Source organism: Marinobacter metalliresistant, from assembly GCF_038098645.1.
GTDB lineage: Bacteria > Pseudomonadota > Gammaproteobacteria > Pseudomonadales > Oleiphilaceae > Marinobacter > Marinobacter metalliresistant.
Genome location: NZ_CP101118.1, coordinates 2,795,021 through 2,808,256 on the forward strand (window position 1 = coordinate 2,795,021; position 13,236 = coordinate 2,808,256).

Genomic DNA, 13,236 nt, shown 5'->3' on the forward strand with positions numbered 1-13,236 from the left:
TTACACTGGTAGGTGAAACTTCTGAACCTGAACCCAGGGAGAATGGCAAAGTGAGCAATAAAGAATTGCAGGCACTCAAAGAACGCTACGTTGCAGCGGGCGCGGCAAGTCCCAATGAACAGTTTGCCGACCATGCAACGAATGCGGAGCTGTGGGATGCAGACGGCAAACGCATGATCGATTTTGCCGGCGGCATCGGCGTACTTAACATCGGCCACCGCCACCCGAAAGTGGTAGAGGCGGTAAAGGCCCAGCTGGACAAGCTGATGCACACCTGCCAGACGGTGATGCCCTATGAGGGCTACGTAAAGCTGGCGCAGAAGCTCAGCGAAGTGGCTCCGGTCAAGGGCCACGCCAAGGTTATGCTGGCCAACTCCGGTGCGGAAGCCCTGGAAAACGCAATGAAGATCGCCCGGGCAGCCACTGGCAAAACCAACGTGATCTGCTTCGATGGTGGTTATCACGGCCGTACCTTCTACACCATGGCCATGAACGGTAAAGCGGCGCCCTACCAGACCGATTTCGGGCCGATGCCAGGCACGGTTTACCGCGCACCATACCCGGTGCCGTATCACGGGGTCAGCGAAGACGAAGCACTTCGTGGTTTGAAGATGACCATGAAAGCGGACTCACCGGCCAACAATACGGCGGCCATCGTGATTGAGCCGGTACTGGGCGAGGGCGGTTTTTACGCCGCACCGACCAGTTTCCTGAAGGAAATCCGCAAGATCTGCGATGACAACGACATCCTGATGATTGTGGACGAAGTTCAGAGCGGCTTTGGCCGTACCGGCAAGATGTTTGCCATTGAACACAGCGGTATTGAGCCGGACCTGATAACCATGGCCAAGAGTATGGCCGACGGTATGCCAATTTCGGCCATCGTGGGTACGGACAAGCACATGGATGCTTCCGGACCAAACTCTCTGGGCGGTACCTACACCGGCAGCCCGACCGCCTGTGCTGCAGCTTTGGCGGTATTCGATGTGTTCAAGGAAGAGGACATCCTTGGCAAGGCCCAGGCACTCGGCGAAAAGCTGAACAAGCGTTTCAGCCAGTGGCAGGAGCAGTTCGAGCATGTGGATAACGTCCGCAACCTCGGTCCCATGGCGGCTTTTGAGCTGGTAGAAAGCAAATCCAGCCATACGCCGAAGCCGGAATTGGCGGCTGCGGTGACCAAGAAGGCCAAGGAGAAGGGGCTGATTCTGCTGAGTTGTGGTATGTACGGCAATACCTTGCGGTTCCTGATGCCGGTGACCATTGGGGACGATGTGCTGGAAGAAGGGCTCGCGATTGTGGAAGAGAGCCTGAAGGAAGTTGGGGCTTAAAACCCTTTAGACTTTCTGTGAAGATCAAAGCCGGGCTCAAGGGCCCGGCTTTTTTGTGCGCCTACGCAAGCCTTCGGATTCATCGTATACTGCGGTGAGTTCTCCGGCAGTGCCGTTCGGCCTGCTGTTGTTTCACCAACCAGGCTAAACCATGACCTCTCCGAGTTCCTCCAACATTCCGGACCACAAACCAAGGCCCTGGGTCGATCTGCTGGTCAGTATCATTATTCCTTCCGTGATCCTGATGAAACTCAGTGGCGATGAGCACTTGGGCAGTGTGAATGCCTTGCTGATCGGGCTCGCCTTTCCCCTGGGCTGGGGGCTGTTCGAGCTGGTTAAGTACCACAAGAAGAATTTTATTGCAGTGCTGGGTCTGATCAGTGTGGGGCTCACAGGAGGCATCGGATTACTGGAGCTGGATGCCGGCTGGCTCGCCATCAAGGAAGCAGCGATTCCTGCCATCATTGGTCTGGCCGTACTGATATCCACATGGACGAAGTACCCGCTGGTCCGGACCCTGCTGTATAACCCGAACGTACTGGATGTTGAGAAGATCCAGCGCTCTCTGGAAGAACACAATCAGGTCGACGAATTCGAACAACGGCTACAGAAGGCCAGCTACTTTTTTGCAGGCACGTTTCTGTTCTCGTCGATCATGAATTACGTGCTCGCCAAGTGGATCGTGGTCAGCCCCTCCGGGACCGAGGCCTTCAACGAAGAGCTTGGCCAAATGACGCTGGTCAGCTATCCCATGATTGCCGTTCCCTCGATGGTGATGATGGTGCTCATTTTTTACTACCTGTGGCGCACCATTCGCCGACTGACCGGGTTTACCCTGGAAGAGGTTATGGCGCCGCACCTTGCTGAAAAGGAAAAGTCCGCGGAATCGACATCAAGGAAATAGAACAACGCTGATAACGGTAAATCCTGGACGAAAAAAAGCGGCGAAGGTTAGTAACCTTCGCCGCTTTTTTTATTCATCAGAACGTTGACGAATCAAATGTCCAGGTTGGTGACTTCCAGAGCGTTGGTCTGGATAAAGTTACGCCGCGGCTCCACATCGTCACCCATCAGGGTGGTGAATATCTGGTCGGCCGCGAAGGCATCTTCAATGGTCACTTTCATCATGCGACGGGTTTCCGGATCCATGGTGGTTTCCCACAGCTGATCCGGGTTCATTTCACCGAGGCCCTTGTAACGCTGAATACTCAAGCCACGCTGGGCTTCCTTCATCAACCAGTCCAGAGCGCCTTCAAAGGACAGAACCGGCTGCTTGCGCTCACCACGCTGGATATAGGCACCCTCTTCAATCAGGCCATCCAGGGTTTCGCCCATGCGGGCAATAGCGCCGTAGGAAGACGACTCAAAGAATTCATGGCTGAAGACGTGCTCATGGGGAATCCCGTGAACATAGATGGTGACCTTCGGCAGGTACAGATCCCGCTCGGGATCCTTAGTGACCGAGAACGTGTACTTGGTGCCGGTACGGGTATCCAGATCCAGCCCCTCGCCCAGGCGTGCGACCCAGCGGGTCACCGTTTCTTCATCCTTCAGGTGCTCTGACTTGAGAGTGATGTTCTGAAGCATCTGTTCCAGCACCTTGGCGGGATACGCCCGGGACAGCCTTCCGATCATGGCCATCACGGCCTGATAGTCCTTAACCATGGTTTCCAGCGCGGAGTCCTTGATCGCCGGTGCTTCAGGGTTTACGTACAGCTGTGCGCCTTCCAGAGCCGTCTGGGTGAGGTAGGCCTCCTTGGCTTTCTCATCCTTCAGGTACTGTTCCTGTTTACCTCGCTTGACCTTGTACAGCGGCGGCATGGCAATAAAGACATGGCCACGTTCGATGATTTCGCGCATCTGGCGGAACAGGAAAGTCAGCAGCAGGGTACGGATGTGGGAGCCGTCCACATCCGCATCGGTCATGATGATGATGGAATGGTACCGAAGTTTGTCCGGGTTGAATTCCTCCCGGCCGATTCCGCAGCCAAGGGCGGTGATCAGGGTACCGACCTCTGCTGAGGACAGCATCTTGTCGAACCGGGCTTTCTCCACGTTCAGGATCTTGCCCTTCAACGGCAGGATCGCCTGGGTCTTGCGGTCCCGGCCCTGTTTGGCACTGCCACCGGCCGAGTCACCCTCCACAATGTACAGTTCTGAAAGTGCCGGATCCTTCTCCTGACAATCCGCCAGTTTTCCAGGCAGGCCGGCAATATCCAAAGCGCCCTTGCGACGGGTCATATCACGGGCCTTGCGCGCCGCCTCACGGGCCCTGGCCGCTTCAATCATCTTGTTGACGATCAGCTTGGCTTCGTTGGGCTGTTCCTGAAGGTAATCGGCGAAGCTCTGATACAGCTCCTGTTCGACCGCAGTTTTCACTTCCGACGACACCAGCTTGTCTTTGGTCTGGGAAGAAAACTTCGGATCTGGGACCTTGACGCTGACAATCGCGGTCAGGCCTTCCCGGGCATCATCACCAGACGTAGCGACCTTCGCTTTCTTACCGAGGCCTTCGTGCTCGATATAGTTGTTCAGGGACCGGGTCAGGGCGGCGCGGAAACCGGCCAGGTGAGTACCACCATCCCGCTGGGGAATGTTGTTGGTGAAACAGTAAAGGTTTTCCTGGAAGGCATCGTTCCACTGCATCGCCACTTCCACGGCGATGCCGTCTTCACGCTCACGGTTGAAGTGGAACACCCGGTTAATCGGCGTCTTGTTGGTGTTCAGATGCTCAACAAATGCCCGCAAACCGCCTTCGTATTCAAACACTTCTTCTCTGCCGCTGCGCTCGTCTGTGAGACGAATGCGCACACCACTGTTCAGGAACGCAAGCTCCCGCAGGCGCTTGGCCAGAATGTCGTAGTGGAATTCGATATGGGTGAAGGTCTCCGGTGACGGAATGAAGTGAACCTTGGTACCGGATGCGTCGGTTTCACCAACGGGGCCCAAAGGGGCGTCCGGTACACCGTGGGTATAGGTTTGCTCGTAGACCTTGCCATCGCGACGAATGGTCAGGGTCAGGGTAGAGGACAAGGCATTAACAACCGACACGCCTACGCCATGCAGACCACCGGAGACCTTGTAGGAATTATCATCAAATTTACCACCGGCGTGCAGAACCGTCATGATAACTTCGGCGGCGGAGACGCCTTCTTCCTCGTGCAGGTCCACCGGAATACCACGACCATTGTCTTTTACCGTTACCGATTCATCGGGGTGAATAACAACGCCGATCTCGGAGCAGTGGCCCGCCAGCGCTTCATCGATGGAGTTATCCACCAATTCAAAGACCATGTGGTGCAGGCCTGTGCCATCATCGGTATCACCGATGTACATGCCGGGCCGTTTTCGCACCGCATCCAGTCCCTTCAAGACTTTGATACTGGAGGAATTGTAGTTCGATTCACTCATTCGGAAACTCCTGAAGCGTGATTAGGCCGGGGCATCTTAGCGTTCCGCACCGGTCTTATTCTTCCATCAATTTGCCATGTTCCACGTGGAACATTCTGTATTCTGGTGCCTTCCCGTCCGGCCAAAGCTGACCAACCCGAGGCCGTTCGATCGACGTAATAAACACCTGACAACGCAATGCCTGTAACCTGCGGGCCAACATCGCCCTGTGCCCTTCATCCAGCTCGGCATTAATATCGTCAAGCAAAAAGGTCACCTGTTTGCCCATGTCACTCAACACCATGCCTTGGGCAATCTTCATCAAAATTACCAGGGTTTTCTGCTGGCCCCGGGAGAAGGTTTCCGCAACGGGCCGTCCCTGAAACCTCAACCGGATATCCGCGCGGTTGGGCCCATAAAGGGTGTGCCCCATTTTACGCTCCTGCTCCCGATGGCCTACCAGTACGTCCACCAGGGATTGAGTGGCATCCCACCCGGCGTAAAATTCGAGCTTCAACCCTTCGGTCCACTGCACTTCAACTTCCCTGACCAGCGCTTCGAATGCGGCCTTGAAGCGGACAAACGTATTGATTCGGGCGTCATTGATCCGGTCACTCAAGGCAGCGTACTGGCGGTCCCAGACCCGCAATAAGGATTCGTCCAGTCTACCATTTCTGAGCGTTTGATTCCGCTGTGATGTCACTCTCTGACATTGCTGCCACACTGACGCAAATGAAGGTTCCACGTGGAACACTGCCCAATCGAGGAACTGCCGTCGTTTCCCCGGCCCCCCGGCAACGACATCGAAAACGCCCGGATCAATCACCGATACCGGTAAATGCATTGCAAGCGAGGACAAACTACGAACGCCTTCGCCGTCGACCCGCAACGCAGTCTCTTTCTGCACCACATCGCGGGAGATACCCAACCGATGTACCAGACCATTACCGCTTTTCCTGGCATCGTCCGTCAGTCCGTGATCGAGTCCGCCAAACACGGTGAATCGCTGCTCACCATGGTGCACTACCGCCTGATGCCGATTTACCCGGAACGATCTCCCCAACCCCAGATAACCAATAGCTTCCAGAACGCTGGTTTTGCCACTGCCGTTCTCTCCATACAGGAGGTTAAAGGAAGGAGAAAAGGTCACGGGCGCCGACGACAGATTGCGGAAGTTTTCAGTCTGGAATTTAACTAACGCCATAGACAAGAGAACTCGAAGCGGAAAGGAAGGAGCCGAAAAAAGAATCCGCACAATGAAAAAGGCAGCGTTACCGCTTCCGGTAACGCTGCCTTAGTGTACAAAAGCCAATGCCTGAAGGCGACCGCCTCAATGAAGCATATTCAGCCGCTCATCCATGAACACATCCATTTCCGGCGCGAGGATGTGCACATAGCGATCAAAATACAAAAACTGTTTCAGTAACAAGGCAAATTCCCGGGGGAAGTGGAGTCCATGGCTTTCCCCGATTTTTACCATATCCATCAGAATATGATTCACATCGTCTTCGGCCTTATCGGCCTCGTAAGGAACCTCGTCGGGTACCATCTTGTCCATCTGTTGGTAGAGCCTGCGAAGATCGCCGGCAAGCTCGTCCACCCGGACAGTCTTATGGGTAATTCCAATACGGATCATGGCGTCGGCCATGCCCTCGAAATTTCCAACCATCACCGCAGAAATAAAATCACTGACCGCCTGCCAGGTATCCGGCTTTATCCGGCCCACGATTCCGAAATCGATAAACCCGACTCGCCCATCTTTCAGGACCATCAGGTTTCCGGCATGAACGTCCGCGTGGAAAAATTCACACTGGGTCAGACTCGCAAACCAGGTGTTCATCGCCGTGATCAACGTCCGCTCCGGATCCCGGGCATAACCCCTGATGCTTTCCAGATCGGTCAACGGCACCCCGTGAAAACGTTCCATGGTCAGGATTCGACGGGTACTGCAATGTTCGAAAACCCGGGGGACGGCCGCATCCTGGTTATGAGTATCGTGCAGAAATTCCCGGAACACCTTCAGGTTGTTGGCTTCCTTGATGAAGTCACATTCCTCCATCATGGTCCGCTGGATTTCTTCGACAATCCCGGACATGGAGGTCCAGGACAATTTCGGCGCCAGTGTTTCCAGAATCCGCGCAGACAGATACAGAAAGTTCAGATCCGTCAGCAGGATATTCTCAACACCCGGCTTCTGTACCTTGATGACCACGTCTTCACCGGTCACCAGTCTTGCGGCATGTACCTGCGCAATAGAGGCGGACGCCAGGGCTACAGGATCAATGTCCAAATAGACTTCGTCCAGCGGACGCCCCAGTTCCTCAGTAATGATCTTCCGGATCACGCCAAAGGGGAGGTTGGGTGTCTTATCCAGGCAGTTCTGGAATTCCTCAACGTACTCCTTGGGGAAGAACGTCGGTGAGCTGGCGATAAATTGCCCGAGCTTTATGTAGGTGGCACCCAGTGATTCAAATGTCTGCCTCAGCAGCCGGGGTGTCGGGGGACGATCTCCCCGAACCCAGTTGATCCCTGTGCGCCCGAGTACCGACACAGTCTGCCCAATCCGGAAAGCTCCTTTGATTCCATTCGTTACGGCACTCATCAGTCTCATCCTCCTACAGCCTCATGGGCATAACCACGTAAAGACAACGGGCATCGTTCTGCGCTTCGATCAACGCACTGCTGTTGGGGTTGGACAGGGTCATCTTTACCTGATCCTCATCCAGTGCGTTCATCACGTCCACCAGGTAGCCTACATTAAAACCGATCTGCAGGGATTCGCCCTGATAATCCACAGGCAGCGCGTCTTCGGCCTGTTCCTGATCCGGATTATTGGCGAATACCTGGAGTTCGTTAGGGGCAAGATTCAGGCGCACACCCCGAATATTCTCGTGAGACAGAATCCCCGCCCGTTGCAGCGTATTCCTGAGCGTGGCGCGGTCTGCCAGTACCACTTTGTCGCCGCCCCGGGGAATCACCCGGTTATAGTCCGGGAATTTGCCCTCAATCAGTTTTGAGGTGAAGGTGTAAGCGCCCACGGTCGCGCGCAGGTGATTATCGCCAATCACCAGGGTGACCGGTGATTCCACATCCTCAAGCAACCGTGCCAGTTCCAGCACGCCTTTACGGGGCACAATAACCTGGCGAAGTTCCGGACAATTCGTCGGCAGGTCCAGGTGAGCCATAGCCAGACGGTGACCATCGGTGGCAACCGTCCGCACATGATCCTTATCCACTTCCAGCAGCAACCCGTTCAGGTAGTAACGAACGTCTTGCTGAGCCATGGCAAAGGCGGTTGTATCCAGCATTTGACCCAACTCTTTTTGGGGCAGTTCCAGCCGGAAACTTTCCGCTTCGTCTTCCACATTGGGGAAGTGCTCAGCTGGTAACGTGGACAGAGTGAAATGACTTGCACCACAGCGCAGATGCAAACGATCGCCTTCCAGCGACAGCTCCATCGGTGCCTCATCACCCAGGGCCCGGCAGATGTCGGACAGCTTGCGGGCCGGAACAGTAATCCGGCCAGGCTGATCCACATGCACCGGTGTTACCCGGGCAACCAGTTCCACTTCCATGTTGGTCCCGGTCAGGGTCAGGGTATTGTCTTCCGCCACCAGCAATACGTTGGACAGCACGGGCATGGTCTGTTTCTTTTCCACGACGCCCGCAATGCTTTGCAGCGGGATAAGCAGGGATTCACGGCTGATCGTCAGTTTCATGGCACTCAGCTTTCTTTATGTTGGAAGGGTGAATGTTGTTCGCCAACGCCCGGCATCAGGTTGTCAGCAGTCTCATAAAATTCTGATAATCCTCGCGGATGCCCGGATCAGTCTCCTGCAACTCCACGATTTTCTTACATGCATGCAGCACGGTGGTGTGGTCGCGACCGCCGAAAGCATCACCAATCTCCGGGAGGCTGTGATTGGTCAGCTCCTTGGACAGAGACATGGCAACCTGCCGTGGCCGGGTCACTATGCGGGTCCGCCGTTTCGACAGCAGATCCGCCACCTTGATCTTGTAATATTCCGCGACGGTGCGCTGAATATTATCAATACTCACCTGCTTCTCATGAAGTGCCAACAGGTCTTTCAGACTTTCACGGATAAACGGGGGAGTGATTTCGGAACCCGTGAAGTGAGCATTCGCTATCACCAAACGCAGCGCTCCTTCAAGCTCCCGAACATTCGATCGGATTTTCTGGGCAATAAAAAAGGCCGCTTCACTGCTCAGCTTGACGTTGGCCTGCTCCGCCTTTTTCATCAATATGGCTACCCGGGTTTCAAGCTCCGGAGGCTCCACCATGACCGTTAACCCCCAACCAAACCGGGATTTAAGCCGTTCTTCCATGTCGACGATTTCTTTCGGGAAACGATCACAGGTCACAATGACCTGCTGGCCGCCCTCAAGCAACGCATTAAAGGTATGGAAGAATTCTTCCTGGGAACGCTCCTTGCGGGCAAAAAACTGGATATCATCGATGAGCAGGGCATCCACCGACCGGTAATAGCGCTTGAATTCATTAATGGCATTGAGCTGTAACGCCTTGACCATATCGGCCACAAAACGCTCTGACCTGAGGTATGCCACTTTTGCCTTGGGATTGCGACGGACAATCTCGTTCCCAATCGCATGCATCAGGTGGGTTTTACCCAGACCCACGCCACCGTAGAGGAAAAGAGGATTGTAGGCGCCACCCGGATTTTCAGCCACCTGCATGGACGCCGCCCGCGCCAACTGGTTGGACTTACCCTCTACAAAGGTTTCAAAGGTGAAGCCTTCATTGAGAAAACTCTGGTGCTTGATATCCCCTTCAATCTGAACCGGCCGGCGCTCACTATAACTTTTGGGTCGCACAGACGTTGATCCGGGCACCGTCGCGGCGACGCCTCTTTCCTCTTCCGTGACCCGACTCCCGGCTTCCTCCAGCACCTGGCCGTTCAGCCGGGCAGGCATTTCCGAGCGCTTGACCGGATCACTTTCCCGGGGCGCCGATCCCACCTTCATGTTAACCCGGGGCGCCTGACCACCGTTCAGATCCTTGAGAACCTCTTCAATGCGCCGAAGGTACTTTTCGTTTACCCAATCCATCACAAAGCGGTTGGGCGCGAACAACATCAGCTGCCCCTCCCGGTGATCGGATTGCAGGGGCCTGAGCCAGGTATTGAACTGTTGTGCGGGAAACTCGTCCCGAAGTACTTCAAGACATTGATGCCACATACTATTTGGCACGACAGCCTGCTCCCGATAACCCTGAAATGTCGCTGAACGGATAAAGGACATCCTGTCCAGAGAGATGACCCCGGATTCTAACCCGCCAGGGCCCGCAGTGAAAGTGCTAAAGCCAGTTCATGAACAGCCTGTGGAAATTTATTCCCTTATATTTCAATTTTGTACGAACTTACCTACAACCTTGTGTACAGAAAATTTCCGCTTCCAGGGTTATACACAGCCCTGTGTGTACAAGCATGGACGAACCCTGTTAGGAACCATGGGACGCAACCGGGGATAACTCGATCGGATTCAACAATACCGTGTTACCCACATTCCGCCCTTGCGTCGTCCACAGACTTCAGGGCCCATTGTCAATACCCTTGTCAACCAACCAACATGTTGTTTTTTCGGACTTAGTTTTGCTTATCCACAGAAAACGTCGTCTCTAATAACAGTAATAATTAATCCTTAAAGAAATTCTAAAAAGACTTACTGAATTTATTACCTGGTCGAACCTGTTCCGGATTTCAGCCATTGGCATAACCCCGTAGCAATAAACATTGAATTCCCGCCGCTATTTGCATAGAATGCCGCTCCTGTTTCGGCTGTACAATTTCCGGCCAGTTACTGAATTTCCAACTTACGAATTGTGAGACCATCACCATGAAAAGAACGTTTCAACCAAGCGTCCTGAAGCGTAAGCGCGTTCACGGTTTCCGTGCCCGTATGGCAACTGCCAACGGCCGCAAGGTTATTTCCCGTCGTCGTGCCAAAGGCCGCGCACGTCTGTCCGCGTAAGCTTTGTCCGCCGAATGAAGGCTTTGGGTTTCCCGAAATCAAATCGTCTCCTGCGACCTGCTGATTACGGTAAAGTCTTCGATGACGTGCAGCTGAAAGTTCCGCACAGGAATTTTCTGATCCTGGCGACACCGAATAATCTCGGTCACGCCAGGATCGGTTTGATTTTTTCCAAGAAAAATCTGAAGCTCTCGGTCCAGAGAAACCGGATAAAACGCCAGGTCAGGGAAAGCTTCCGACTTCAGACGGACCTCCCGGGGCTTGACGTTGTGGTACTGGGAAGACAGGGCCTTGTTTCCCTGGACAACCCAACCGTTCGCGCATCCATGGACGACCTCTGGCGACGGCTCAGGAAAAAATACACTCAATCTCAGCCATCCCGGGCAGCACCATCGGAGACTGCCGGTCGAGGAACGGGTTAATGCGCAAACTTTTGCTCCTGCCCATCCGCTTCTACCAGTATGCCATCAGTCCCATGATGGCCAGCCATTGCCGCCATTACCCCACCTGCTCACAATATGCCGTTGAAGCCATTACTCATCATGGCGCCCTGAAAGGGTTATTTCTCGCAATCCGGCGTCTGTTAAGGTGTCATCCCTGGGCGGAAGGCGGGTATGATCCGGTGCCGGGCACGGAAAAATCCGTGGGCCTGGAATCCGGAACACCCTGCGTGCACGCTGATCATCCCCACACAACAACCCAGACCAGACAGTAACTCTATGGATATTCAACGCATCGTATTATTTGCCGGCCTGGCTATTGTCAGTTATCTGATGGTGCTTGCCTGGAATGAGGATTACCACCAGCAACCGGAGGCCGCCCAGGTTTCTCAATCCGCTCCGTCACAAACCACGGTTGGCCCGGGCAATCCAGATGATATGGTGCTGCCGGAAAACAGTACTGGCTCATCCGTGCCAAACCCTGGCTCTGAAGAATTTGCCACTCCCGAAACCGGAAAGTCCGTTGTCAGCCAGACCGAAGCTGGTACCACCGTCACGAATCAGTTCGTTAAGGTTCGGACTGATGTTTACGAGCTGACGATTGACCGTGTCAGTGGCAATCTTGTCCGCGCCCAGCTTCTGGATTACGACAAATCACTCCACAGCAAAGAACCTCTGACACTGCTCAATAACACCGAAAACCGGTTGTATGTTCTTGAGAGTGGGCTTATTGGCCGTGACGGTCCGGACAGCCGTAAAAACGGCACAGCCCCCCTGTACCAGACCGAAGCGTCGAGCTATGAACTGGCCGAAGGTGATAATCAGCTAACCGTCGACCTGACCTTCACAACCGACAAGGGCGTCCGGATCACCAAGCGCTATCAGTTCGAACGCAACAGTTACGAAATTGCTGTGAAATACCTGGTTGAAAACCAGTCCAGTGAGAACTGGCAGGCCAATTTCACCGGAAAAATTGTACGTGACCAGTCTCCCGACCCCACATCCCAGGCCAGCATGGGTATTAAGGCCTTCCTCGGTCTGGTTGTCAGTTCTCCGGAGGATCCGTACCAGAAATTCAAATTCGACGATCTTCAGGAAAACCAGCTCAACCGGTCCGTCACCAACGGCTGGCTGGCCTTCCTCCAGCACTACTTCATTTCAGCGTGGGTTCCCGAGCGCGACCAGGCTGCCCAGTTCCAGACTACCCGTCGCGGGCCCTATTACGTAATGGGCTTTGTCTACCCGGCGACAACCGTTGAGCCTGGCCAGACCGCTGAAATCGGTGCCCGTGCCTACGTTGGGCCTAAAATTATTGATCGTCTGGAAAACATGGCGCCCAATCTGGATCGCACCGTCGACTTCGGCTGGCTGTTCTTTATTTCCCTGCCACTGTTCGTCATCCTGGAGTGGTTTCACAGCATTGTCGGGAACTGGGGTGTCTCCATTATCCTGCTGACCGTTCTGGTGAAAGCCGTGTTCTTCCATTTGTCCGCCACCAGCTACAAGTCCATGGCCAAAATGCGTGCGGCGGCGCCGCAACTGACCCGGCTCAAGGAACTCTATGGCGATGATCGCCAGCGCATGTCCCAGGAAATGATGGCGCTGTACAAGCGTGAAAAAATCAACCCGCTGGGTGGCTGCCTGCCAATCCTGGTGCAGATGCCGGTGTTCATATCCCTGTACTGGGTTCTGTTTGAGAGCGTACAGCTGCGACATTCCCCCTTCGTGCTGTGGATAAATGATCTTTCTCAAATGGACCCGTACTTCATCCTGCCGATCCTGATGGGTGCAAGCATGTTCCTGCAGATGCACCTGAACCCGACGCCACCGGATCCGATGCAGGCCAAGATCATGAAGCTGATGCCGCTGGTCTTTACCGTGTTCTTCCTGTGGTTCCCGGCAGGTCTGGTGCTGTACTGGCTGACAAACAACATTCTGTCGATCAGTCAGCAGTGGTACATTACCCGCAAAATTGAAGCAGACGCGGCAGCCAAAAAGCACTGACCCGTGCAATTGATCTGACCCAAACAGAGGCTCCTTCGCGGAGCCTCTGTTGTTTCCGCCCCGAG

11 protein-coding genes are annotated in these 13,236 nt (G+C 54.5%); 6 read left to right on the plus strand and 5 right to left on the minus strand.

The genetic code is table 11. From position 1 onward, the window contains the following. The first annotated feature begins 50 nt into the window (after positions 1 to 50). Positions 51 to 1,328, plus strand: a complete 1,278-nt coding sequence (gene gabT / locus NLK58_RS13110; RefSeq protein ID WP_117618936.1) for a 4-aminobutyrate--2-oxoglutarate transaminase — start codon at positions 51 to 53, stop codon at positions 1,326 to 1,328. 151 nt (positions 1,329 to 1,479) lie between these two features. Continuing rightward, positions 1,480 to 2,232, plus strand: coding sequence for a VC0807 family protein (locus NLK58_RS13115; RefSeq protein WP_341580941.1), 753 nt, complete (start codon positions 1,480 to 1,482; stop codon positions 2,230 to 2,232). A gap of 92 nt (positions 2,233 to 2,324) precedes the next feature. Here NLK58_RS13115 and gyrB read toward each other — a convergent pair whose 3' ends face one another. From gyrB to dnaA, 5 genes are all read right to left on the minus strand, one after another. Further along, positions 2,325 to 4,739: a DNA topoisomerase (ATP-hydrolyzing) subunit B gene (gene gyrB / locus NLK58_RS13120; RefSeq protein ID WP_117618938.1), complete on the minus strand. Its 2,415-nt coding sequence runs from the start codon at positions 4,737 to 4,739 to the stop codon at positions 2,325 to 2,327. 55 nt (positions 4,740 to 4,794) lie between these two features. Further along, the gene (gene recF, locus NLK58_RS13125; protein WP_117618939.1) at positions 4,795 to 5,922 is read right to left on the minus strand and encodes a DNA replication/repair protein RecF; all 1,128 of its coding nucleotides are present in this window, start codon (positions 5,920 to 5,922) and stop codon (positions 4,795 to 4,797) included. A 126-nt stretch (positions 5,923 to 6,048) separates the two neighbouring features. Next, positions 6,049 to 7,320: an AarF/ABC1/UbiB kinase family protein gene (locus NLK58_RS13130; protein ID WP_117618940.1), complete on the minus strand. Its 1,272-nt coding sequence runs from the start codon at positions 7,318 to 7,320 to the stop codon at positions 6,049 to 6,051. 13 nt (positions 7,321 to 7,333) lie between these two features. After that, positions 7,334 to 8,437 (minus strand): DNA polymerase III subunit beta, encoded by a 1,104-nt coding sequence (dnaN, locus tag NLK58_RS13135; RefSeq protein ID WP_341580942.1) that lies wholly within the window; start codon positions 8,435 to 8,437, stop codon positions 7,334 to 7,336. A 55-nt stretch (positions 8,438 to 8,492) separates the two neighbouring features. Next, complete coding sequence (gene dnaA, locus NLK58_RS13140; RefSeq protein WP_341580943.1) at positions 8,493 to 9,947, minus strand: chromosomal replication initiator protein DnaA; 1,455 nt, start codon at positions 9,945 to 9,947, stop codon at positions 8,493 to 8,495. 645 nt (positions 9,948 to 10,592) lie between these two features. Between dnaA and rpmH the strand changes: the two genes are divergently transcribed. Genes rpmH through yidC form a run of 4 tightly spaced genes read left to right on the plus strand, consistent with a single transcriptional unit; the run spans position 10,593 to position 13,171 of the window. Then, positions 10,593 to 10,727 carry a 50S ribosomal protein L34 gene (gene rpmH / locus NLK58_RS13145; RefSeq protein ID WP_008172542.1) on the plus strand — a complete coding sequence of 45 codons (135 nt, stop codon included), beginning with the start codon at positions 10,593 to 10,595 and terminating at the stop codon, positions 10,725 to 10,727. Positions 10,728 to 10,741: 14 nt separating this feature from the next. Beyond that, positions 10,742 to 11,149, plus strand: coding sequence for a ribonuclease P protein component (gene rnpA / locus NLK58_RS13150; RefSeq protein ID WP_117618942.1), 408 nt, complete (start codon positions 10,742 to 10,744; stop codon positions 11,147 to 11,149). Next, complete coding sequence (gene yidD, locus NLK58_RS13155; protein ID WP_117618943.1) at positions 11,149 to 11,442, plus strand: membrane protein insertion efficiency factor YidD; 294 nt, start codon at positions 11,149 to 11,151, stop codon at positions 11,440 to 11,442. Before rnpA ends, yidD begins: the two co-directional genes overlap by 1 nt. Before the next feature lie 4 nt (positions 11,443 to 11,446). Beyond that, a complete protein-coding gene (gene yidC, locus NLK58_RS13160; RefSeq protein WP_117618944.1) occupies positions 11,447 to 13,171 on the plus strand; it encodes a membrane protein insertase YidC in 1,725 nt (574 codons plus the stop codon). The last annotated feature ends 65 nt before the right edge of the window (positions 13,172 to 13,236 follow it).

What these genes read in the sequence shown, in the direction of transcription:
- yidD (WP_117618943.1), top strand. Translation starts at nt 11,149, where the DNA reads ATGCGCAAACTTTTGCTCCTGCCCATCCGCTTCTACCAGTATGCCATC.
- rpmH (WP_008172542.1), top strand. Translation starts at nt 10,593, where the DNA reads ATGAAAAGAACGTTTCAACCAAGCGTCCTGAAGCGTAAGCGCGTTCAC.
- rnpA (WP_117618942.1), top strand. Translation starts at nt 10,742, where the DNA reads ATGAAGGCTTTGGGTTTCCCGAAATCAAATCGTCTCCTGCGACCTGCT.
- NLK58_RS13115 (WP_341580941.1), top strand. Translation starts at nt 1,480, where the DNA reads ATGACCTCTCCGAGTTCCTCCAACATTCCGGACCACAAACCAAGGCCC.
- recF (WP_117618939.1), bottom strand. Translation starts at nt 5,922, where the DNA reads ATGGCGTTAGTTAAATTCCAGACTGAAAACTTCCGCAATCTGTCGTCG.
- yidC (WP_117618944.1), top strand. Translation starts at nt 11,447, where the DNA reads ATGGATATTCAACGCATCGTATTATTTGCCGGCCTGGCTATTGTCAGT.
- NLK58_RS13130 (WP_117618940.1), bottom strand. Translation starts at nt 7,320, where the DNA reads ATGAGTGCCGTAACGAATGGAATCAAAGGAGCTTTCCGGATTGGGCAG.
- gyrB (WP_117618938.1), bottom strand. Translation starts at nt 4,739, where the DNA reads ATGAGTGAATCGAACTACAATTCCTCCAGTATCAAAGTCTTGAAGGGA.
- dnaN (WP_341580942.1), bottom strand. Translation starts at nt 8,437, where the DNA reads ATGAAACTGACGATCAGCCGTGAATCCCTGCTTATCCCGCTGCAAAGC.